The 22820-nt window shown below is 65.0% G+C and carries 21 protein-coding genes; 17 read left to right on the forward strand and 4 right to left on the reverse strand.

Going from position 1 to position 22820, the window contains the following annotated elements; all coding sequences use genetic code 11:
- Positions 1-46: 46 nt before the first annotated feature.
- The 3 genes from R3P93_RS15730 to R3P93_RS15740 form a co-directional block, all read right to left on the reverse strand.
- Complete coding sequence (locus tag R3P93_RS15730; protein WP_317533401.1) at positions 47-745, reverse strand: class I SAM-dependent methyltransferase; 699 nt, start codon at positions 743-745, stop codon at positions 47-49.
- Positions 746-888: 143 nt separating this feature from the next.
- Positions 889-1392 carry a DUF2505 domain-containing protein gene (locus R3P93_RS15735; protein WP_032380350.1) on the reverse strand — a complete coding sequence of 168 codons (504 nt, stop codon included), beginning with the start codon at positions 1390-1392 and terminating at the stop codon, positions 889-891.
- An 11-nt stretch (positions 1393-1403) separates the two neighbouring features.
- The gene (locus R3P93_RS15740; protein WP_317533402.1) at positions 1404-1913 is read right to left on the reverse strand and encodes a DUF2505 domain-containing protein; all 510 of its coding nucleotides are present in this window, start codon (positions 1911-1913) and stop codon (positions 1404-1406) included.
- A gap of 57 nt (positions 1914-1970) precedes the next feature.
- Here R3P93_RS15740 and R3P93_RS15745 point away from each other — a divergent pair, with 57 nt between their 5' ends.
- The 3 genes from R3P93_RS15745 (at position 1971) to R3P93_RS15755 (ending at position 5882) form a co-directional block, all read left to right on the forward strand.
- The gene (locus tag R3P93_RS15745) at positions 1971-2987 is read left to right on the forward strand and encodes a UDP-N-acetylmuramate dehydrogenase (RefSeq protein WP_317533403.1); all 1017 of its coding nucleotides are present in this window, start codon (positions 1971-1973) and stop codon (positions 2985-2987) included.
- A 62-nt stretch (positions 2988-3049) separates the two neighbouring features.
- On the forward strand, positions 3050-4600 hold the full coding sequence (locus tag R3P93_RS15750; RefSeq protein ID WP_317533404.1) for an MBL fold metallo-hydrolase: 1551 nt from the start codon (positions 3050-3052) through the stop codon (positions 4598-4600).
- An 85-nt stretch (positions 4601-4685) separates the two neighbouring features.
- Positions 4686-5882, forward strand: a complete 1197-nt coding sequence (locus R3P93_RS15755; protein ID WP_317533405.1) for a L,D-transpeptidase — start codon at positions 4686-4688, stop codon at positions 5880-5882.
- 60 nt (positions 5883-5942) lie between these two features.
- On the opposite strand, the gene R3P93_RS15760 is transcribed toward R3P93_RS15755, so the two are convergent.
- Complete coding sequence (locus R3P93_RS15760) at positions 5943-6698, reverse strand: SDR family NAD(P)-dependent oxidoreductase (RefSeq protein WP_094687909.1); 756 nt, start codon at positions 6696-6698, stop codon at positions 5943-5945.
- Positions 6699-7030: 332 nt separating this feature from the next.
- On the opposite strand from R3P93_RS15760, the gene R3P93_RS15765 reads away from it, so the two are divergent.
- From R3P93_RS15765 to R3P93_RS15830, 14 genes are all read left to right on the forward strand, one after another.
- Positions 7031-8305, forward strand: coding sequence for an ROK family protein (locus tag R3P93_RS15765; RefSeq protein WP_317533406.1), 1275 nt, complete (start codon positions 7031-7033; stop codon positions 8303-8305).
- An 11-nt stretch (positions 8306-8316) separates the two neighbouring features.
- Positions 8317-9195, forward strand: a complete 879-nt coding sequence (locus R3P93_RS15770) for an alpha/beta fold hydrolase (protein WP_317533407.1) — start codon at positions 8317-8319, stop codon at positions 9193-9195.
- A gap of 48 nt (positions 9196-9243) precedes the next feature.
- Complete coding sequence (gene mshA / locus R3P93_RS15775) at positions 9244-10572, forward strand: D-inositol-3-phosphate glycosyltransferase (RefSeq protein WP_176460405.1); 1329 nt, start codon at positions 9244-9246, stop codon at positions 10570-10572.
- Positions 10569-11057, forward strand: coding sequence for a type III secretion system chaperone family protein (locus R3P93_RS15780; RefSeq protein ID WP_317533408.1), 489 nt, complete (start codon positions 10569-10571; stop codon positions 11055-11057). The genes mshA and R3P93_RS15780 overlap by 4 nt, the downstream gene beginning before the upstream one ends.
- Before the next feature lie 57 nt (positions 11058-11114).
- Positions 11115-12563 carry a nucleobase:cation symporter-2 family protein gene (locus tag R3P93_RS15785; protein ID WP_269595718.1) on the forward strand — a complete coding sequence of 483 codons (1449 nt, stop codon included), beginning with the start codon at positions 11115-11117 and terminating at the stop codon, positions 12561-12563.
- Positions 12564-12634: 71 nt separating this feature from the next.
- Positions 12635-13726, forward strand: a complete 1092-nt coding sequence (locus R3P93_RS15790; RefSeq protein WP_231893693.1) for a BMP family lipoprotein — start codon at positions 12635-12637, stop codon at positions 13724-13726.
- Positions 13727-13729: 3 nt separating this feature from the next.
- Entirely contained in the window at positions 13730-15232 is a 1503-nt protein-coding gene (locus R3P93_RS15795) for an ABC transporter ATP-binding protein (RefSeq protein ID WP_094669970.1), read from the forward strand.
- Complete coding sequence (locus R3P93_RS15800) at positions 15225-16463, forward strand: ABC transporter permease (RefSeq protein ID WP_256991605.1); 1239 nt, start codon at positions 15225-15227, stop codon at positions 16461-16463. The genes R3P93_RS15795 and R3P93_RS15800 overlap by 8 nt, the downstream gene beginning before the upstream one ends.
- The gene (locus tag R3P93_RS15805) at positions 16460-17728 is read left to right on the forward strand and encodes an ABC transporter permease (protein ID WP_094669971.1); all 1269 of its coding nucleotides are present in this window, start codon (positions 16460-16462) and stop codon (positions 17726-17728) included. Before R3P93_RS15800 ends, R3P93_RS15805 begins: the two co-directional genes overlap by 4 nt.
- A gap of 99 nt (positions 17729-17827) precedes the next feature.
- Positions 17828-19417, forward strand: a complete 1590-nt coding sequence (locus R3P93_RS15810) for an AMP-binding protein (protein ID WP_068046514.1) — start codon at positions 17828-17830, stop codon at positions 19415-19417.
- A gap of 219 nt (positions 19418-19636) precedes the next feature.
- Positions 19637-20203: a DUF3558 domain-containing protein gene (locus R3P93_RS15815; RefSeq protein ID WP_317533409.1), complete on the forward strand. Its 567-nt coding sequence runs from the start codon at positions 19637-19639 to the stop codon at positions 20201-20203.
- Positions 20204-20222: 19 nt separating this feature from the next.
- Entirely contained in the window at positions 20223-20624 is a 402-nt protein-coding gene (locus tag R3P93_RS15820; RefSeq protein WP_317533410.1) for a hypothetical protein, read from the forward strand.
- 226 nt (positions 20625-20850) lie between these two features.
- Positions 20851-21993 carry a low temperature requirement protein A gene (locus R3P93_RS15825; protein ID WP_068046504.1) on the forward strand — a complete coding sequence of 381 codons (1143 nt, stop codon included), beginning with the start codon at positions 20851-20853 and terminating at the stop codon, positions 21991-21993.
- Complete coding sequence (locus R3P93_RS15830; RefSeq protein WP_317533411.1) at positions 21990-22745, forward strand: phosphoglyceromutase; 756 nt, start codon at positions 21990-21992, stop codon at positions 22743-22745. The genes R3P93_RS15825 and R3P93_RS15830 overlap by 4 nt, the downstream gene beginning before the upstream one ends.
- Positions 22746-22820: the final 75 nt, after the last annotated feature.

The raw sequence follows: 22820 nt of genomic DNA on the forward strand, positions 1-22820 counted from the left end.
AATCGGGTGCAACCGACCGCGCTCAGCGCGGTCAGCTGCACCCGATTCACGGTGCAGGTGCGACCGAGGACCACGGGACCGTGAGCACGTTGTCTCGCATTCGTCGGCGGGGGAGTGTGATCGGAAGGCCTTGGTCGGCAAGCACTTTCATGGCCGCGCGCCATCGAATTCGAGGCCCGAACGGTGCCAGCGGTGCCGACACCGACCACGCTCTGTCGGCCCGTCGAAGCAGATCGTGCACGAGCTCACCCTCGATGTTGCGATGAATCAACACCTTCGGTAGCCGCTCCGCGATGTCCGACGGCATCTCGACGTCGAACGGATCCCATGCCAGCGTCAGTGAACGTGGCCCATCGGCGTCGAGCAACACCCAGGCGCAACGTCGACCGAGCTCGTCGCAGGTGCCGTCCATCAGCAGGCCGCCCGGTGCCAGGCCCGACAGAATGCGTTGCCAGGCAGCAGGTACCGCGTCCTCGGGATACTGCCGCAGTACGTTGAACGCCCGGACCAGGTTGGGGCGCAATCCCGCCAGCTCGAAACCGCCGCGGGCGAACTCGACGCCGTCACTCCCCGGAACGACGCGTGCGGGGTCGATCTCCAGACCGGTGACTCGAAGATCGGGCCGGACGGTGCGCAGCCGCCCGGCCAGCTCGAGGGTCGTGTTCGGCATCGCCCCGTACCCGAGGTCGACGACGAGGGGATCGGGCGAGCCCTGCAGAACGCGTCGAACATCGGGACTGTGCATCAGCCACCGGTCGCTACGACGCAGCCGATTGATGCCGGTGGTGCCGCGGGTGATGGCGCCTTCGGGGGCAGGAGTGGAGCCTGCGGAACGACCCAGATGGGGAGTGGAGCCTGCGGAACGACCCCTGTTCGGCTTGCTCAGGGCTAGGCGTTCTTTTCGAGCCAGTCGGCGGTTACTTCGCCTTCACCGCGCCACAGGTCGATGAGGTTGACGAGCATGAGCTGCTCGAGCTTGCCACCGATGAACGGTAGGAAGACCTTGGCCTCGGAGGAGGTGCGCAGCGTCGAACCGCCGTTGGTGGGGAAGAGCGAGGTGGTGCCCTTCAGCGAGCCGGGTCCGGCCGGAATCGACGCGTCGTAGTGGCCCGCGGTGACTTCCTCGTAGGCGTCGAAGTGCACGTTGCGGGTGATGACCATGTCTTTCTTCATCACCGTCTGCGCGATGTCGGGCAATTCGGTGCGCGGGATGACGTGGTGCATCACGATGTCGATTCCGGCGTCGGACACCTCGAAGCTCTTCAGCTCGTTCTCCGAGTACTTACGCATCTCCTCGATGCGCGCATCCCAGTGATCGCGACTGGAGAGCGCTGCATAGACCTGCTGCGTCGAGTGGGTGAACCGGGCGGAGTAGTTCATTCGGCGAGCCATAGTGCGCCAGGCTAGCCGTTGCCCTGCGCGGCGATCCAGTTACCGGTGAAGTCCTGCTCGTTGTCGATGAGCGAGAGCACCTGCTCGCTGATCATCGCTTCGATCTTGCCGCCGAAGATCGGGACCTTGACCTCGGTGGTGCCGGCCAGCGCGATGGTCGTCGCCTCGCCGGTGGCGTCGAGCGTGGTGGTGCCGGTGATGCGGGCCGGTGCGCCTTCGACGGTCGCTCCGAAGGTGCCGGCGGCGTGGGTACCGTCGAACGGTCCCCAGCTCTCGGTGCGTTCGATGATGAGGTCGCCCTTCTTGAACGCAGTCACCGCGGCCGGCAACTCCTCTTCGGGGACGGCCTGGGTCATGACGACGTCGATGGTGCCGTCGCCGACGGTGATGCTCTTCACGCTGGCGCTGGGGCCGCCGATCTGCTCGATGCGGTCCTTCCAGTACTGCTCGGACGTCAGTGCGGCGTGGACCTTGTCGGCGGAGGCGGGCACAGTCGAGCTGTGCTCAATGGGGCGAGGCATCCCCGCAGGTTACCGGGTGGGTCCGACGCTTGTGCGCGACCGGTAGCGTGAGAGTCCGTGCCTACTGCAATTTCGGAGCTCACCACCATTCGGGTGGGCGGCCCGGCCCGTGAATTCTGCGTCGCGACGACCGGCGACGAGTTGGTCTCCCTCGTGCGCGACGCGGATCGCGCGGGGACCGATGTGCTGGTCGTCGGCGGTGGATCCAATCTGGTCGTCGGCGACGAGGGGTTCGATGGCCGGGTGATTCGGGTGACCGGTTCGCGGCTGGAGATCGACGGCGAGATCGTCACGGTCGACGCGGGCGTCGAGTGGGATGCCGTCGTGCAGGCGACGATCGATGCGGGACTGTCCGGCATGGAGGCGCTGTCGGGCATTCCAGGAACCACCGGTGCGACGCCCATCCAGAACGTGGGCGCGTACGGCGCGTCGACGTCGGAGTTGCTGCACGCTCTCACCGTCTACGACCGACAGACCCAGGAGACTTCGGTGTGGACGCCGGAGCAGTGCGGATTCGGAACGCATCGATCGTCGGTGTTCAAGCGGTCCTCGCGGTACGTGATCTTGGATGTGACGTTCGCGCTGAAGAAGACGACCGAGTCGCTTCCGGTGCGCTACGCGGCGTTGTCGGAGCGACTCGACGTGCAGATCGGTGACGTCGTACCGGTGCCGGACGTGCGCGCGGCCGTGCTGGCTCTGCGCGGCGAGCGGGGGATGGTGCTCGACGCGAGCGATCACGACACGTGGAGCGTCGGATCGTTCTTCCTCAACCCGGTACTGCCCGAGGTGCCCGAGGCCGCAGCGCACGCGCCCAGCTTCCCCGACCCCGCGGGAACCAAGATTCCGGCCGCATGGCTGATCCAGAACGCGGGCTTTCCGCGCGGTTACGGCACCGAATTCGGGCGCGGCACTGCGGCGTTGTCGTCCAAGCACGTGCTGGCCGTCACCAACAGGGGTGGGGCCACCGCGTCGGACATCATGGCGCTGGCTGCGCACGTGCGAGACGGCGTGCAGGAGAAGTTCGGCGTCACGCTCACGCCCGAGTGTGACCTCGTCAACTGCGCGCTCGGTTAGGGCAGGTCGAAACGGCGCATACGATGGAGCTTTGCAAGTGAAAGCTCGTAGGAGGTAAATCAGTGCAGGTCACCAGCGTGGGACATGCGGGATTCCATATTCGGACCGACGCCGGAAGCATCCTGTGCGACCCGTGGGTGAACCCGTCGTTCTATGCGTCGTGGTTCCCGTTTCCCGACAACTCGGGCCTGGACTGGGACGCTCTGGGTGATTGCGATTACCTCTACGTCTCGCACCTGCACAAGGACCATTTCGACCCGAAGAACCTGGCCGAACACGTCAACAAGGATGCGACGGTTCTGCTGCCGGACTATCCGGTGCTCGATCTCAAGCACGAGCTCGAGAAGCTCGGGTTCCACAAGTTCTACGAGACGACGGACTCGGTCAAGCACACGATCTCCGGGCCCAAGGGCGATCTCGACATCATGATCATCGCGCTGCGTGCGCCCGCCGACGGTCCCATCGGTGACTCGGGTCTGGTCGTCTCGGACGGCAAGACCGTCGCGTTCAACATGAACGACGCGAGGCCGGTGGACCTGGACGTGATGACCGAGAACTTCGGTCCCGTGGACGTGCACATGCTGCAGTACTCGGGCGCGATCTGGTACCCGATGGTCTACGACATGGTCTCGCGCGCGAAGAAGAACTTCGGCATCCAGAAGCGTCAGCGTCAGATGGATCGGGCGCGCCAGTACATCGAGCAGGTCGGCTCGACGTGGGTGATTCCGTCCGCAGGCCCGCCGTGTTTCCTCGACGACGAGCTGCGTTCGCTCAACGACGTCTACGGCGACCCGGCCAACGTGTTCCCGGACCAGATGGTGTTCCTCGAGCAGATGCGTCTGCACGGGCACGACAAGGGCCTGCTGATGATGCCCGGAACGACGGCGACGTTCGAGGGCTCGGACCTGAAGTCGCACGAGCACCCGATCCCGACGGCCGAGGCCGAGGCCATCTTCACCACCGGCAAGGCCGACTACATCGAGGCCTACGCCCAGCGTCAGGCGTCGGTCATCGCTGCCGAGAAGGCAGCCTGGGCTCCGGCCGAGGGCGAGCCCCTGCTCGAGCCGATGCGAGGCCTGTTCGAGCCGATCATGGCCCAGACCGATCTGATCTGCGACGGCATCGGCTACCCCGTCGGAATCACGATGGGTGACGAAACCGTCGTACTCGACTTTCCGAAACGAATTGTGCGCGAACCGATTTCGGATGAGAAGTTCCGCTACAGCTTCACCATCCCGCCGGAGCTGGTACGCACCGCCATACGCGACCAGGAGCCGGACTGGGTCAACTCGATCTTCCTGTCCACCCGCTTCCGGGCCCGACGCGTCGGCGGCTACAACGAATTTCTCTACACGTTCTTCAAGTGCCTCACCGACGAACGCATCGCCTACGCAGACGGTTGGTTCTCCGAGGCGCACGACGACACCGCCACGATCACGATGGGCGGCTACGAGATCCAACGCCGCTGCCCACACCTGAAGGCGGACCTGACGAAGTTCGGCATCGTCGAGGGAAAGAAGCTCACCTGCAATCTGCACGGATGGGATTGGAACCTCGAGACCGGCCGCTGCCTCACCTCGAAAGGCCACGAACTGCGCACGCGCAAACTCTGAGTTCATTCCGCAGGCTCCACTCCTGCACCTGTGATCCTGCCCCCGAAAATCAGGGTAGTTCGCAGACGCAGGTACGTTGGACAACGTGCATGAGCAGGTAGAACAGACAAAACGGACGCGCACGGTGTGGTTGATCGCCGTGCTCGTCGCCTTGGTGGCACTCGTGGCAGGCTGCACCGTCGGATCGGGCGATGGCAACTCGGGTGCCGCGGCCCCGACCACCGAGACAGCTCCCGTCGCCCAGGTCACCGAGAACCCGGTCGCAGGTGCCGTCGACGTCAGTCCCGTCGCCCCGATCTCGGTCTCGGTCGCCGACGGAACGCTCACCCAGGTGGCGTTGACCAACCCCGACGGCAAGGTCGTCCAGGGCGCGCTCTCACCCGACAAGACCTCGTATGCCGTCACCGAGCCCCTCGGCTACGGCGTGCAGTACACGTGGTCCGGCACCGCACTGGGCAGCGACAACAAGACCGTCGACATCACCGGGGCCTTCACCACCGTCGAACCCGACAGCCGTACGTCGGTGAGTACCAACATCGGCGACGGCCAAGAAGTCGGCATCGCCGCGCCGATCATCCTGCAGTTCGACTCGGCGATCGCGGACAAGGCGGCCGTCGAGAAGGCGTTGACGGTGACCACCAACCCGCCGACCCCCGGCGCGTGGGCCTGGTTCCCCGACGACAACGGCTCGCGCATCCACTGGCGTCCCACCGACTACTGGGTTCCTGGCACGACGGTCTCGGTGGACGCCAAGCTCTACGGCGTGAACTACGGCGACGGCGCGTACGGAGCCGACGACGTCACCCTGAACTTCAGCATCGGACGCAGCCAGGTGGTCATCGCCGACGCGACCAGCCACCGCATGCAGGTGGTCCGTGACGGCCAGACGATCATGGACATCCCCGTCAGCTACGGCGAGGGCAACGAGGATCGCAACGTCACCCGCAGCGGCATCCACGTCGTCACCGAGAAGCACGAGGACTTCCTGATGTCCAACCCGCCGTTCTACGAGAACGTTCGCGAACGCTGGGCGGTGCGCATCTCCAACAACGGTGAATTCATCCACGCCAATCCGCTGACCACCGGAGTGCAGGGCGCGTCGAACGTCACCAACGGGTGCATCAACCTCTCCGACGCCGACGCGCAGGAGTACTTCCAGACGGCGATGTACGGCGACCCCGTCGAGGTCACCGGAACTCGCATCGACCTCTCGGCCGCGGACGGCGACCTGTACGACTGGGCCATCGACTGGCCGACGTGGGAGTCGATGGGAGCGGCGTAGCCGCAGGTGAGCGAAAACTCGTAGCAGGGGTCGAGTTTCCGCTCACGTGCGGCGAAGCCGCTACGTGCGGGAGAAGCGCCCCGGACCGGCCTGGTCACGTGGCTTGATGATGATCTGGTCCAGGTTGACGTGCGAGGGGCGCGAGGCCACGAAGCCGATGACCTCGGCGATATCGCTCGCCACCAGCGGTGTGATGCCCTGGTAGACGGCATCGGCCTTGGCCGCGTCGCCGTCGAACCGGACGAGGGAGAACTCGGTTTCCACGGCACCCGGCGCAACCTCGGTCAAGCGAACCGGCTTGCCCAGCAACTCTCCGCGCAGCGTCCGATGCAGCACTGCCTGAGCGTGTTTGGCCGAGGTGTAGCCCGAACCGTTGTCGTAGGCCTCGAACGCGGCAACGGATGTGATGGTGACGATCAGGCCGTCACCGGAGTCGATCAGCTTGGGCAGCAACGACTTCGTCACCCGCAATGTACCGAGCACGTTGGTCTCCCACATCCAGCGCCAATCGTCGAGGTCGGCGTCGATCACCGGGGCCAAGCCCTTGGCGCCGCCGGCATTGTTGATCAGCACGTCGACGCGGGGAATGACCGCGGTGAACGCCGCGACCGAATCCTCCTCCGTCACATCGAGTTCGAGGGCAGTACCACCGATCTCCGACGCCAACTCCTCCAGCCGGTCGAGGCGGCGGGCTCCGATCACGACGTGGAATCCGTCGGCGGCGAGTTGGCGGGCGGTGGCCGCGCCGATGCCGGAGCTCGCTCCGGTGACGACGGCGATTCGGGCATCGGGGGAAATGTGTTCGGACGAGGTCATGGCGAAATTCTATGCCCGGCGTACCCCGTTCTTTCCGATGCCCGATTGGACACCGGACGCGAGGGTGCTAATTTTGGACCCATGTCCGCCAGTGAGACCACCGCGATGCGGGTCACCTATGTGACCGCGTCCCTCGGTTCTCGCTTGCCGCTTCCTCGGGAACTGTGTTGTCCCGGCCAAGGAATCTGTCTCTAGCCTTTCCGCTACGGGCAGTCGATTCGCGTGCCGTGGTCCCTTCGTGGCCGCCGCATTCACCCTTGACCTGCATCACTTCGCTCTTCCGTCGTTGTCCGTTCACGGCGGAGGTCTGCCACTGCCGAGGATCACAACGAATGTCCGTATCAACGCTGCACCACCGCTCCGGCCCAACCTCCGTGCGGTCTCTGCCGAGGCCTCGATCGCGCGTCCAACTCGTCGCACCCGATCTGCGGATCGCCGACAGTCCCGCCGCGTCGGTGCTTCGAGTCGCCTGCGTCGAAGGGCCCATCTCGCGCGAGCGTGCCGCTCGCGCAACCGGTTCGAGTATCGCCACGGTCAACCGTCAGGTGTCGGCCCTGCTCGCCGTCGGACTGCTCCGTGAGCGCGCAGACCTGACGGCACCCGGCGCGATCGGACGCCCACGGGTGCCGTTCGAGGTCAACCACGAACCGTTCTCGACCATCGGCATCCACATCGGAGCCGTCGTCACCGGCATCACCGTCAGCGATCTGCGGGGGCGCATCCTCGGTGCCGTCGAAATACCCACGCCCGCCGGCTCTTCCGAGACAGCTCTTGCCTCCGTCACCCGTAGCGCACATGCCTTCGCCGGACGCTGGCATCGCCGCACCCCGCTGTGGGTCGGGGTGGCGATCGGTGGACGCGTCGACACCACGAGCGGCACCGTCGACCACCCGCGGTTGGGATGGGAGAACGGCCGAGTCGCCGGCATCATCGGCGGTGGCCTGGGGCTGCCGATCTCGGTCTCCGGCCACGTCGAGGCCATGGCGGCGTCGGAGCTGCTCCTTGCACCGCGGCTGTCGGACAGCGATGTGGCGCAGAGCACCAGCGGAACCTCGCTGTACTTCTACGCCCGTGAGACCGCGGGCATGGCGCTGACCATCGACGGCCGCGTGCACACCCCCACGAGCGGACCGGGCTCCATCGCGCATCTACCCGCCGGATCATCGGCGCTGTGCGACTGCGGAAATCGCGGATGCCTCGAGGCGTCCGTCAGTGATCGAGCGGTGGTCGCCGCAGCCGTGGACCGCAAAATTGTTGCGCCGCAACCTCGTCCGAGTATCACTGCGGTGTATCAGGCAGCGCAGAGCGGCTCGGAGGCGGCGCGGGAGCTGCTCGTCGAGCGGGCGCAGATTCTGGGCCGGACGGTGGCGCTGCTGCGCGACATGTTCAATCCGGACCGCGTCGTACTCGGAGGCCAGGCGTTCACCGCGTACCCGGCCGGAATTCCGCACGTGGGAAAGGCCTTCGCTGCCCATTCGACGTTGGAGCGCAGGGACATTCGGGTGACCGGTTTCGGTAACAAGGTGCAGGAGTATGCCGCGACCGTGGTCTCCCTCAGCGCCCTGTACTCCGATCCGCTCGCCTCGATGCGCAGGGCCGCCGCGTAGGTTCAGCCACTATGAGCAAGCCCGATACAAGCATCCCTGCAGCAGGACCGGTTCGTCAGGCCACCGGCGTCGACGGAGTCAACATCGTCTACCGCGTCAGCGGTGACCCTGCGGCGCGGCCACTGATCCTGCTGCACGGGTGGGCCCAGAGTTCGGCCTGCTGGGGCGAGGGACTGCTGGCCGACCTGGCCGAGCGCTATCGCGTTCTCGCGGTGGATCTACGCGGACACGGCTACTCCGACGCCCCGTCGGCCGGTTACGAAAACCCGAAGAACTGGGCGGGAGACGTGGCTGCCGTGCTGGCCGCCGAGAACATCACCGCCGACGCGGTGCTGCTGGGGTGGTCGTACGGAGGACTGGTGATCTGCGACTATCTCGCCGAACACGGCACGGGCGCGGTGGCGGGAATCGTGCTCGTCGGCGCGATCACCAGCATCGGCAGGGGAGAGGCAGGCGGCCGCGTCGGGACGGCGATGCGAGCGGCGATCCCCGGAGCGATGGCCGAGGAGCCTCGGGTCGCGATCAAGGCGCTCGGGAGTTTCGGGCACGCGCTGACCGGGCCAACGGACGGTAAGGGCACGCAAGCGCAGGCATTGTTCGGGCTGACGCTGTCGACGAGGCCACGGGTTCGCGCCGCCCTGTTCGATCGAGCGGTCGGCCACGACGACCTGCTGCGCGGCCTCGACATCCCGGCGTTCGTGCTGCACGGAACCGAGGACACCGTCGTCGACGTCTCTGCCGGACGGCACGCTGCGGAGCTGATTCCCACGGCGGTGGCGTCGTACTGGGAGGGCGTCGACCACGGCCCGTTCGTAGCCGATCCGCAGCGATTCCTCACCGAGGTGAGCGAGTTCGTCGACGGTCTCGGTGTGAGGCAGGGCCAGCCGTGAGAAGGGGTAGTTATCGAGACGTAATGTGGAGGCGTGCACACTGAAGAAGTGACTGGACGCCAGCTGAACAGGGTCGCTGTGTTGTCCTTGCATACCTCCCCGCTGGCGCAGCCCGGAACGGGCGATGCGGGCGGCATGAACGTCTACGTGCTGCAGAGCGCTAAAGAGCTGGCCAAACGAGGTGTGGAGGTCGAGATCTTCACCCGCGCGACGGCGTCGACCGATGCTCCCGTCGTCGAGGCAGCTCCCGGTGTGCTGGTGCGCAACATCGTCGCGGGTCCGTTCGAGGGCCTGGACAAGCACGACCTGCCCACACAGCTGTGCGCGTTCGCAGCCGGGGTGCTGCGCGAGGAAGCGCGCCACGAACCCGGCTACTACGACCTGGTTCATTCGCACTACTGGCTCTCGGGGCAGGTCGGCTGGCTGGCGCGCGATCGCTGGGGAGTGCCCCTGGTCCACACCGCGCACACTCTCGCCGCGGTCAAGAACGCGTCTCTGGCGCAGGGCGACTCGCCCGAGCCCGCCGCGCGTCAGATCGGTGAGCAGCAAGTGGTGGCCGAGGCGGACCGGCTCATCGCCAACACCACCGAGGAAGCGAAGTCCCTCGTCGAGATCTACGGGGCGCAGCAGGGTTCGATCGACGTGGTTGCTCCGGGAGCCGATCTGGCGCAATACAATCCGGGGGACAAGCTGGCGGCGCGCGCCGAACTCGGGTTGAATCCCGACGAGTCGATCGTCGCATTCGTCGGACGCATCCAGCCGCTCAAGGCCCCCGACGTGCTGATCGCCGCGGCTGCCGAAGTGCTGCAGCGCAATCCGAGAACACCACTGCGCGTCCTCATCGTCGGCGGCCCGTCCGGCAGCGGACTGGATCGACCCGACAGCCTCATCGATCTGGCCGAGAACCTGGGGATAGCTGCCCGGGTGACGTTCATGCCGCCGCAACCGTCGGCGCGACTGGCCCAGATCTACCGCGCCGCGGACATCGTCGCCGTGCCGAGCTACAACGAATCGTTCGGCCTGGTCGCGATCGAAGCCCAGGCCTGCGGAACTCCTGTCCTGGCCGCCGACGTCGGCGGACTCGGCGTGGCGGTGCGGTCGGGCGAGACCGGACGCCTGGTGCAAGGCCACCGCACCGACGATTGGGCCGATGCGCTGTCGTCGATGCTGTCGGACCCAGTTGCGTTGGCCGACATGGCGACCGCAGCACCGCTGCACGCCCGCAACTTCTCGTGGGAGCACACCGCCGACGGACTCATCGAGAGCTACCGGCAGGCCAAGTTCCACTTCGACCGCGGCGAGGGGCCGAGCGAGTTCTCGCCGCGACGCGTCAGAGGATTGTCGAAACTACGCAGATCAGGAGCTGTGACTGCATGAGCGAGACTGCCGAACTGATCGACCGGGCACTGAAGGACCGCGAGCTGGACTACACCCGGCGCGGGGACGTGTTCACCGTCGAGCTGCCGGGGGAACGCAAGCTCAAGACAACGACGATGCTGACCGTCGGGCATCACGGGGTGCGCATCGAGGCGTTCGTCTGCCGCAAACCCGACGAGAACTTCGAGGGCGTCTTCAGGTACCTGCTGCGACGCAACCGCCGCCTGTACGGGGTCCATTACACGATCGACAAGGTCGGCGACATCTACCTCGTCGGCCGAATCTCGTTGCACGCCGTCACCGGTGACGAACTCGATCGCATTCTCGGACAGACCCTCGAAGCCGCGGACGGCGACTTCAACGTGCTGCTCGAACTGGGATTCGCCGAGTCCATCAAACGCGAATGGGCGTGGCGCGTCTCGCGCGGCGAATCGTTGGCGAACCTCAAGGCATTCGAGCACCTGGTGGACGAGCGGGAAGCGTAACTCGCCGGAAATGGGACGGCGTTGCTGCCGGTAACGTCCGGTTCCTAGCCTAGGGCCATGACCAGGCCAGAGGACGCTCGCCCACCGGTGCTGCAGATGTTCGGCTACGGCCTGCAACACATTCTCTCGATGTTCGGCGGCGTCATCGCCGTTCCGATCATCGTCGGTGGAGCGGCCGGACTGTCGGGGACCGATCAGGCACTGTTGATCTCCTGCGCACTGTTCGTCAGTGGCGTGGCAACTGTGCTGCAAACGATCGGCATCCCGTTCTTCGGCTCGCAACTGCCGCTCGTGCAGGGCATTTCGTTCGCGTCGGTCTCGACGGTTCTGACGATCATCGGCAGCGCGGAGGACGGGCGAACCGGACTGCGCACGGTGCTCGGAGCCGTTCTGGTGGCCGCGCTGATCGGATTGGCCATCGCTCCGTTCTTCTCCAAGATCGTTCGCTTCTTCCCGCCGTTGGTGACCGGAAGCATCATCACCGTCATCGGACTGTCCCTGATGCCGGTGGCCGCGCGCTGGATCACCGGCCAGGAGATGGTGGGCGGAGCGCCGAACCCGAACTACCTGGACCCCGGCAACATCGGGCTGGCGATGTTCACCCTCCTCGCCGTGCTGGTGATGACCAAGATCCCCGGACTGTCGCGGCTGTCGATCCTGCTCGGACTCGTCGTCGGCACCATCGCGGCACTGATCGTCGGCAGGACCGACTTCGACGGCGTCGCCGACGCGTCCGTGGTGGCCGTCCCGACACCCTTCGCCTTCGGCTCGCCGATCTTCGCAATCGGCGCGATCGTGTCGATGACCATCGTCATCCTGGTGATCATGGTCGAGACCACCGCCGACATCCTCGCCGTCGGCGAAGTGGTCGGAACCGACGTCGACTCCAAGCGCGTCGGCGACGGCCTGCGCGCCGACATGGTCTCCTCTGCCGTCGCCCCGATCTTCAACACCTTCCCGGCCACGGCCTTCGCACAGAACGTCGGCCTGGTCGCGATGACCGGCATCAAGAGCCGCTTCGTCGTCGCGATGGGCGGTGGCGTGCTTGCGCTGCTGGGCCTTTCGCCGATTCTCGCGGCCGTCGTCGGGGTCGTCCCGTTGCCCGTGCTCGGCGGTGCCGGCATAGCGCTGTTCGGAACCGTCGCCGCCAGCGGTATCCGCACCCTCGGCAAGGTGAACTACGACAACAACTCCAACGTGGTCATCGTGGCGGTGACCTTGGCGTTCGGTCTCATACCTGTTGTCGCGAGCGACTTCTGGGACGAGTTCCCGGACTGGTTCGTCACGATCTTCCACTCCGGAATCAGTGCCGCCAGCATCGTCGCGGTGGTACTCAACGTATTCTTCAACGTGTTCAAGCCCGGTACTCCGCCGAACCCCTCGGTGGTGGCAGCGGGGCCGGCAGTGATGGTGCGTGAGGACGAAGCACGAATACTCCGTGAAGGCGGCAGCTTGCCCGACGATCTCTCTTCCGAGAAGGCCGTGCCCGACAAGACACCTGAGTGAAATCCTGCGCACCCTCGCCCGCGCGAGTAGCGTCCCGACCCAGACGAAGTACACCTAAATTGGAGGACATCTTGTCATTCGTTACCCGCACGAGTACGCGGAAGGCAGCACTCGGCGGCGTTGCGTCGCTCGGTGCCATCGCCCTGATCGCAGGCTGTGGATCTGCCCCCGAAGACGAAGGATCGGGCGGAAGCGCATCGAGTGACTTCCTGCCCTGCATGGTCTCCGACAGTGGCGGATTCGACGACAAGTCGTTCAACCAGCTCGGGTTCGAGGGCCTGACCGAAGCCTCCGAGGAGCTCGGCGTCGAGCCGCGCACCGTCGAGTCCGCGTCGCCCACCGACTACGGCCCCAACATCAACAACCTCGTCGATCAGGGCTGCAACCTCATCGTCACCGTCGGATTCGATCTGGCCGACGCCACCAAGGTCGCCGCCGAGGCCAACTCCGACATCGACTTCGCGATCATCGACGACTCCACCATCGATCTGCCGAACGTCAAGCCGCTGACCTACGACGCGTCGCAGTCCGCATTCCTCGCCGGCTACGCGGCCGCCAGCTACAGCACAACCGGAGTGGTCGGTACGTTCGGTGGCTCCCAGCTGCCGACCGTCACCATCTTCATGGACGGTTTCGCCGACGGCGTGAACTACTTCAACGAGCAGAAGGGCGAGGCAGTCCGCGTCATCGGCTGGGACGTGCCCTCGCAGAACGGCTCGTTCACCGGCGGATTCACCGCCAACGAGGTCGCCAAGAACACCGCCCAGGGTCTGATCGACCAGAACGCCGACGTCATCTTCCCGGTCGGTGGACCCATCTATCAGAGTGCGGCACAGGCCATTCGGGACTCCTCGCGTCCGGTCGCCCTCATCGGCGCCGACGCCGACGTCTTCGAATCCGACCCGTCGGTCGGCGACCTGCTGCTCACCTCGGTGACCAAGGGCCTCAAGACCAGCGTCGACGAGGTCGTCGCCAACTCCGGTGCCGATGCATTCGACAACACCCCGTACGTGGGCACGCTCGAGAACGACGGAGTCGGTATCGCACCGTTCCACGATTTCGAGTCCGAGGTCGACCCCGCACTGCAGGGCGAGCTGGACACGATCAAGGCCGGCATCATCGACGGATCCATCACCGTCGAGTCTCCCTCGGCACCCAAGTAGTTCATGAAGCTCGAACTTCGCGGTATCACCAAACGATTCGGCTCGTTGATCGCCAACGACCACATCGATCTGAGTGTCGAATCCGGCGAGATCCACTGCCTGCTCGGCGAGAACGGTGCGGGCAAGTCCACGTTGATGAACGTGCTCAGCGGCCTGTATCGCGCCGAGGAGGGCCAGATCCTGCTCGACGACGTCGAGCAGAACTTCGCCGGACCGGGCGAGGCCATGACTGCCGGGATCGGCATGGTGCATCAGCACTTCATGCTGATTCCGGTGTTCACCGTTGCCGAGAACATCGTGCTCGGCAACGAAACCACCTCGCTCGGTGGACGACTCGACCTCGTGGCAGCGCGGAAGCTGGTGCGGGAGATATCCGCGAGGTTCGGCTTCGACCTCGACCCCGATGCTCTCGTCGACGACCTCCCCGTCGGCGTGCAGCAGCGGGTCGAGATCGTCAAGGCACTCTCTCGTGAGGCCAAGGTGCTCGTGTTCGACGAGCCGACGGCCGTCCTGACGCCGCAGGAGACCGACGATCTGATGCGGATCATGCGGGAACTCGCGGCGTCGGGCACCACGATCGTCTTCATCACCCACAAGCTGCGCGAAGTACGCGAAGTAGCCGACAAGATCACCGTCATCCGGCTCGGCAAGGTCGTCGGAGAAGCAAAGCCCACCGCCAGCAACACCGAGCTCGCTGCACTGATGGTGGGACGCGATGTGCAGCTGACCGTCTCGAAGGATCCGGCCACGCCGGGGGACGCGGCACTGGTCATCGAGAACCTGTCGGTGTTCGACGCCCAGGGCAACAAGACCGTCGACGACGTCAGCCTCGAAGTCGCGGCGGGGGAGATCCTGGCCATCGCCGGCGTGCAGGGCAACGGCCAGACCGAATTCGTCGAAGCCCTACTCGGGTTGCAGGACAACGTATCCGGCAAGATCAGCCTCGACGGCAAATCGCTCGTCGGGTCGACGGTGCAGGACGTGCTCGACGCAGGCGTCGGCTTCGTGCCGGAGGATCGGACCGTCGACGGGTTGGTGGGTGAATTCTCCATCGCGGAGAACCTGATGCTCGATCGCTCCAACAGCATGCCGTTCGTGCGGCGCGGCGCGGTGCAGCGCGAGTACCTCGAGACGTTCGCGTCGGAGAAGCTCAGCGAATTCGACGTGCGCGCACCGGGAATCGGCACCGCCGTCGGACGCCTGTCCGGTGGCAATCAGCAGAAGGTGGTGCTCGCGCGAGAGCTGAGCCGAGACCTGCGTCTGTTCGTCGCAGCGCAGCCCACTCGCGGAATCGACGTGGGATCCATCGAATTCGTACACAAGCGCATCGTCGCCACCCGGGATTCGGGGATCCCGGTCATCGTGGTGTCGAGCGAACTGGACGAGGTCGCCGCACTGGCCGACCGCATCGCCGTCATGTATCGAGGAGCAATCGTGGGAATCGTCCCCGGGGATACGTCCCGCGAAACACTCGGCTTGATGATGGGCGGTGAACGTGGTGAGTGAGGCCGAACAGCCCCCCAAATCCCAGGAACCGTCGAAGTCGCATGTGGTGCTTCGGCAGATCTTCACCGGCAGTGCGATCATCTCGGTTCTCGCGGTACTCCTGGCGCTGATCGTGGGTGCGGTGCTCATCGCCGCCACCAACTCCGGCGTCCAGGAATCGGCCGGGTACTTCTTCTCCCGTCCCTCGGACATGCTGACGGCGATCTGGGATTCTGTCTCCGGGGCGTACTCGTCGCTGTTCCAGGGTTCGGTCTACAACTTCCGTCGACCCGGATTCGAGAACGGCATCCGGCCACTGATGGAGACGCTGACCTTCGCCACCCCGCTGATCGTCGCCGGACTCGGTGTGGCCCTTGCCTTCCGCGTCGGCATGTTCAACATCGGTGGTCGAGGCCAGATGCTCATCGCCGCGGCGTGCGCCGGCTGGGTCGGGTTCGGCGTGAACCTGCCTGCCGGGTTGCACCTGTTGGTCGCCGTTCTCGCCGGTGTTCTCGGCGGCGCGGTGTGGGGCGGCATCGCCGGATTCCTCAAGGCGCGCACCGGCGCTCACGAGGTGATCGTCACCATCATGCTCAACTACATCGCGTTCTACCTCGTCGCGTACCTCCTGCGCACCCCCGGCGCTCTGCAGGCCCCGGGATCGAACAACCCCAAGACCGCGCCCATCGCGTCGACGGCGGTGTTCCCGAAGCTCTTCGGCGACCGATACAGCCTGCACCTCGGTTTCGTGCTGGTGATCTTCGTGACGATCGCGGTGTGGTGGCTGCTCGAGCGATCGAGCCTCGGATTCCGTTTTCGCGCTGTCGGCGAGAACCCGCACGCGTCCCGCGTTGCCGGTATGAACGTCAACCGGATCTACCTGTACGCCATGATCATGTCCGGTGCGCTCGTCGGTCTGGCCGGAGTGTCGCAGGTACTGGGCACCGTCACCACCGGCTTCAGCGCCGACATCGACGCAGGCATCGGATTCGACGCCATCACCGTCGCACTGCTCGGCCGATCGAAACCGTGGGGCGTGTTCGTCGCGGGAATCCTGTTCGGCGCGTTCAAGGCCGGCGGATTCGCGATGCAGGCAGGAGAGGGCATCCCCATCGACATCGTGCTCGTCGTGCAGTCCGTGATCGTGCTGTTCATCGCCGCACCGCCGCTCGTGCGAGCGGTGTTCCGATTGCCGAAACCAGGAGAAGAGAAACTCGCGAAAGCCGAGACCGCGAAGGTGGGTGCACTGTGACCACCTCGACCGACACCGCCGCTGAAGCGGTACTCGGCCGGAGCTGGAAGGTCCCGTCGATCCTCGGACTCGTGACGCTGCTGGCCCTGCTGCTGTTCGTGGTCCGAAAGGGCTCGGGAACAAGCACATTCGCACTGGCGTCGGAGGACGACTTCTTCGCACTGCCGGCAGTGGGCGTGCCGTCGTACGGCACCGGTCTCGTCGTGGTCGTGCTGCTCGCTGTCATCACCGCGTACGCGGCGTTCCTCGCCTCGCAGTACCGCTCGACGCCACTGTGGCTGCTGGCAGTGTTCGCGGTGCTGTTCGTCTTCGGTTTCCTCGCCTGGGCAGCGGATGGCGAGACCATCCCGGTGCCCGGATTGCTCATCGGCGCAGTCGCTTTGAGCACGCCACTGATCTTCGGTGCCATGGGCGGCGTCATCTCCGAGCGAGTCGGCGTCATCAACATCGCCATCGAAGGTCAGCTTCTCGCAGGTGCTTTCGTCAGCGCCGTCGTCGCGTCGATCACCGGTTCGACCTATGTCGCACTGCTCGCCGCTCTGCTCGCCGGAGCGCTGACCGCGTCGTTGCTGGCGGTGTTCTCCATCCGCTACTTCGTCAACCAGGTCATCGTGGGTGTGGTGCTCAACGTGCTGGTCGTCGGGTTGACCAGCTTCCTGTACTCGGTGGTGCTGACCAAGAACGCCGAGACGCTCAACTCGCCACCACGGTTCGGGCGCATCGACATTCCGGTGCTCTCGCAGATTCCGATTCTCGGACCGGTGCTGTTTCGGCAGACACTCATCGTGTACCTGATGTACATCGCCGTCGCGCTCGTGTTCTTCGGCCTGTTCCACACCAAGTGGGGACTGCGACTGCGCGCCGTCGGCGAGCATCCCCAAGCCGCCGACACCGTCGGAATCAACGTCGCACGCACCCGGTTCTGGAACGTCTGCCTCGCCGGTGCCATCGCCGGACTCGGTGGTGCGTACTTCACTCTCGGCTCCGTCGGCGCTTTCGGCAAGGAGATGACAGCCGGCGCCGGCTACATCGCTCTCGCCGCCGTGATCTTCGGCCGCTGGGATCCGGTACGCGCGACGCTGGCCGCACTGCTCTTCGGATTCGCGTCCAACCTGCAGAACGTACTGGGCATCATCGGCTCGCCCGTGCCCAGCGAATTCATGCTGATGCTGCCCTACGTGGTGACCATCTTCGCCGTCGCAGGCCTGGTGGGCCATGTTCGCGGGCCGGCCGCGGCAGGCAAACCGTATGCGTCGCGAAGTTAGCGCCCGCACTACCTGACTCGGCGGTAGGGTCGCTGTCCGTTGTGACCGCTTTCACTGTAGGGTTCGGTCATTGTTGCCGCAGTTTTTCGAAGGAGAGCCATGAGCTTCCGCAGTCCCTTTCCCGATGTCGAGATTCCCGACCTCAGCGTCTACGACTTCCTGTTCGGATCGATCGCCGAGTCCGACCTCGACAAGCCTGCACTGATCGACGGAACCTCGGGTGACGTCACCACGTACAAGTCGCTGATCGGTCAGATCGACGCCATCGCGGGTGCTCTGGCCGCACGTGGACTCGAAGTCGGCGACGTCGTCGGACTCCACTCGCCGAACGTGCCCGCGTTCGCGTCGGTGCTGCACGGCATCCTGCGCGCAGGCGGAACCGCAACGACCATCAACGCGCTGTACACGGCCGAGGACATCGCCAAGCAGCTCACGGGCTCCGGCGCGAAATTCCTGTTCACCGTGTCCCCGCTGTACCCGCAGGCCAAGGCTGCCGCGGAGAAGGTCGGCCTCGACGCCGATCACGTCATCGTGCTCGACGGCGCAGAGGGCCACCCGAACCTGCGCGACCTGCTCACCCAGGGCGCACCTGCCCCCGAGGTCTCGTTCGATCCAGCGACACACGTCGCGGTGCTGCCGTACTCATCCGGTACGACGGGTGTGCCGAAGGGCGTCATCCTCACCCACCGCAACCTCGTCGCGAACGTGGCGCAGATGGAACCGCGCGTGGGTATCGACAGCAACGACGCGATCCTGGCGCTGCTGCCGTTCTTCCACATCTACGGCCTGACGGTGCTGCTCAACATCGCCCTCAAGCTGCGTGCACACCTGGTGACGATGCCGAAGTTCGACCTCGTCGAATTCCTCCGGATCATCCAGGATCAGAAGCTGACGTACCTGTTCATCGCACCGCCGGTGGCCGTCGCGCTCGCCAAGCACCCGATGATCGATCAGTACGACCTCTCCAGCGTGCACACCATCTTCTCCGGTGCGGCACCGCTGGACGAGGAGCTCGGCAAGGCCGTCGCGAAGCGTCTGAACACGCGGGTGCGTCAGGGCTACGGCATGAGCGAGCTCAGCCCCGTCAGCCACGCCATCCCGTTCGATCGCGACGACATGCCGCTCAGCTCGGTGGGTCAGCCGCTGGCGAACACCGAGAACAAGCTCGTCGACCCGGGCACGCTCGAGGAGATCGAGCTGCCGGCAGAGGGATTGAGCAAGCCCGGTGAGCTGTGGGTCAAGGGACCGAACGTGATGGTCGGGTACCTCAACAACCCCACCGCCACCGCAGAAACCCTCGACTCCGACGGTTACCTGCACACCGGCGACATCGCCGTCGTCGATCCCGAGGGCGTCGTCTACATCGTCGACCGCCTCAAGGAACTGATCAAGTACAAGGGCTACCAGGTGCCCCCGGCCGAGCTCGAGGCTCTGCTGCTGACACACGAGGAGATCGCCGACGCCGCCGTCATCGGTGTGCTCGACGACGAGGGCGAAGAAATCCCCAAGGCATTCGTCGTCCGCCAGCAGGGTGCCACCATCGACGAGGAAGGCATCATCGCCTTCGTCGCCGAGCGCGTGTCGCCGCACAAGAAGGTACGACGCGTCGAGTTCATCGACATCGTCCCGAAGTCCGCGGCCGGCAAGATTCTGCGCAAGGACCTGCGCGCCGCGGAGGCCGGAAAGTAAGACTCCGATTCACATCGACACCCCGTCCCACACTCAGTGGGGCGGGGTGTTGTTCGTGTGCGGTCGATGGGGGACCTCACACCCTTTTTGTGGACCGCGCGGCCCTTCTCCGAGGCGAGTAGGGGCGCGCGGTTGGCAGTAGGGGTGTGAAGTTGTGGTGGAACCAGGTGGGTGTTCGCTGCGTCCAAGGGGTGGGTGGGTTCGACGAAGGGGAGCGGTGTGAGCGTGACGCGGTGGTGGGTGGCAGGTCTGGTGGGGGTTTTGGCGTCGGTCGCTGGATGTGGCGGGGCGACGGAGGGTGCGCCGATTGCAGAGTCGTCGACGAGCTCGGTGGTTGCGACACCGGTGGCGGACGAGCCGTGGGATCCCTGCACCATTCCGGACAGTGCAGTGAAGGCAGCGGGATTGGATGTGGGGAGCAAGAGTACGAACCTGTTCGGAGACGCGCCACTGTCCACCGAATGGAAGACCTGCATCTGGACGGATCCCGATCCCGGGTCATGGTATTTCCTGGGAGTGTTTTCCTCGCACAACAACCTCGACTATCTGAAGACGAACGACCAATTCGGCAACTTCACAGACGCCGATAGTGCCGGCGCTGTGCAGTTTCGGCGAACTGCGAATTATCAGGAGGTCAGCTGCGGTGTTGCGTACGAGGTGATCGGAGGGGTTGTGTACTTCATTCTCGACGGCAGGGCCGGGCGCGAGCCCAAGGGCGAACCGTGTTCGGAAATCGGTCGAGTTACGGAATCTTTGCGGACCAATTTACCCGCGCGGGCACGGTAGACCGAAAGGTAGAGGTTCGATGACATCTGGAAACGGCGATCTATTCGAGTCGATGCAGTATTGGCAGAACCTATCGGAACGTGCCGAGGCAGGGTCGATGGTCATTCCGGAGGGCGTTGCTGCCCAGTGCGATCAGGTCTGCGCGGAATACATCGACCATCTTGCGGGAATGCTGGGGAAGACCAAGTTTCTCGTCGATCTCGACGCATTCGGCACGCTTCCTTCAGCTCAACAGCTGGGTCGCAAGTTCAAGAGACTCGCGGACGGTGAAGAGCGGTCGGCGGCTGTCGCGATCAGGCAACACATCGAGGTCGTTCAATTGATGCGGTCGGTGTTTCGTCGCTATTTCGTCGCGACCGAAGAAGTCGATCGGAGTGTGGGAGCTCGGATCGGCGACATCGGGGCGGGTCTGGGCGGATAGCCCGCAACCTCACACCCTTTCTGCGCACCTCACACCCCTGGCATGACGTGAACCCCGGCGCGCGGTCGGCAAAAGGGGTGTGAGGTCCCGCAATCCCCGCGGCCAAGCGTCGAACATTGTCTGAAATGTCCGTAATATCAACCCTCGCAACACAATCGAGACAACATTCGCGAATCGGATGACTTAGTCTGCGATCGTGAATCTCTCCGCTGCCCGTCTTGTGCCGATGCGACCGCGCGATCCGAAGGAACCGCATCGCTCCGCGAGCCCGCTCGAGTTGTTCTTCGACCTGGTGTTCGTGGTGGCCGTCAGCATTGCAGCGGTTCAACTCCATCACGATCTCACCGAGAATCACATCGCCGACGGCGTGCTCGGCTATGCACTCGTGTTCTTCGCGATCTGGTGGGCGTGGATGAACTTCACCTGGTTCGCCACGTCCTTCGACACCGACGACTGGCTGTATCGCGTGCTCACCGTCGTGCAGATGGCGGGCGTTCTGACACTGGCCGCCGGGATCGAGCCATCGGTCGTCGACGAGAATTTCACGATCGTGGTGATCGGGTACGTGGTGATGCGCGTGGCGATGGTGACCCAATGGTTGCGGGCATCGCGAAACCCCGAACATCGACAGACCGCGCTGGTCTACGCGATAGGTATTGCGGGAGTTCAGGTTCTGTGGATTGCCTGGGTGCTGCTGCTCGACGGTACCGCCGCAATCATCGGCTTCGTCGTGCTCGCAGGCGTCGAGATGTCGGTACCGATCATCGCCGAGCGCAAGGGCGCAACACCCTGGCACCCTCATCACATCACCGAGCGCTACGGACTGTTCACGCTGATCCTGCTCGGCGAATCTCTGCTCGCGTCGGCCAACGCCATCATCGAAGCGCTGCACGACGAAACCGCGCTGGCACCGCTGATCTCGATCTCCATTCTCACCGTCGTCGTCACCGCGAGCCTGTGGTGGATCTACTTCTGGCCCCCGCATCACCGTGCGATCGGCAGACTCGGCAACTCGCTGTTCTACGGCTACGCCCACTACTTCATCTTCGCGGCCGCGGGCGCGTTCTCGGCCGGCATCGAGGTCGAGATCGATGTACTGACCGAACACAGCAAGCTCGGCGACGTCGCCGCGTCGTTCACCGTCACGATCCCGATCGCGGTGTTCGTACTCGGTGTCTGGCTGATCGCGATCCGCGCCAATGCCGACCGGCTGGTCAACATCGTGGTGCCCGCTGGTGCCGTGCTCGTGTTGTTCGACCCCGTCATCCCCATCCCGATCACCCTCACCGCCGTCGTGATGATCGTCGTCGTCGCGGTCCTGGTCGCACGAGGGCCAAGAGACGTGGAGCATGAGAAACTGACCGCATGAGTATCGGAACCTTGATTCTGCTTCGTCACGGCGAGAGCGAATGGAATGCGTCCAACCAGTTCACCGGCTGGGTCGACGTGCGACTGACCGAGAAGGGTGAGGCCGAGGGCAAGCGTGCCGGCCAACTCCTCGCCGAGGCAGGCATCCTGCCCGACCTGCTGTACACCTCGTTGCTGCGCCGCGCGATCAGCACCGCCAACCTCGCACTCGACGCCGCCGATCGGCACTGGATTCCCGTCGTCCGCGACTGGCGTCTCAACGAACGGCACTACGGCGCGCTGCAGGGACTGAACAAGGCCGAGACCAAGGACAAGTACGGCAACGAGCAGTTCATGCTGTGGCGTCGTAGCTACGACACCCCGCCGCCGCCCATCGAGATCGGCAGCGAGCACAGCCAGGACGCCGATCCGCGCTACGCAGATCTGGACAGTGTTCCACTGACCGAATGCCTCGCAGACGTCGTCGAGCGTCTGATCCCGTACTTCGAGGGGACGATCGTCGCCGATCTGAAGGCCGGCAAGAACGTGCTCGTCGCCGCGCACGGCAACTCGCTGCGCGCTCTCGTGAAGTACCTCGACGAGATCTCCGACGCGGATATCGCCGAACTCAACATCCCTACCGGTATTCCGCTGAAGTACGACCTCACCGAGGTCGACGGCAAGCTGAAGCCCACCAACCCGGGCGGCACCTACCTCGACCCCGAAGCAGCGGCCGCAGGTGCAGCTGCCGTGGCAAACCAGGGCGGCAAGTAACTCCACCGCGCTCGAACCGACGTTTTGTCGTAACTGCAGGTGAACGATCGAAGAACACTGCCGACGGGGACTATG

This window comes from Rhodococcus cerastii (genome assembly GCF_033042195.1).
Lineage (GTDB): Bacteria > Actinomycetota > Actinomycetes > Mycobacteriales > Mycobacteriaceae > Rhodococcoides.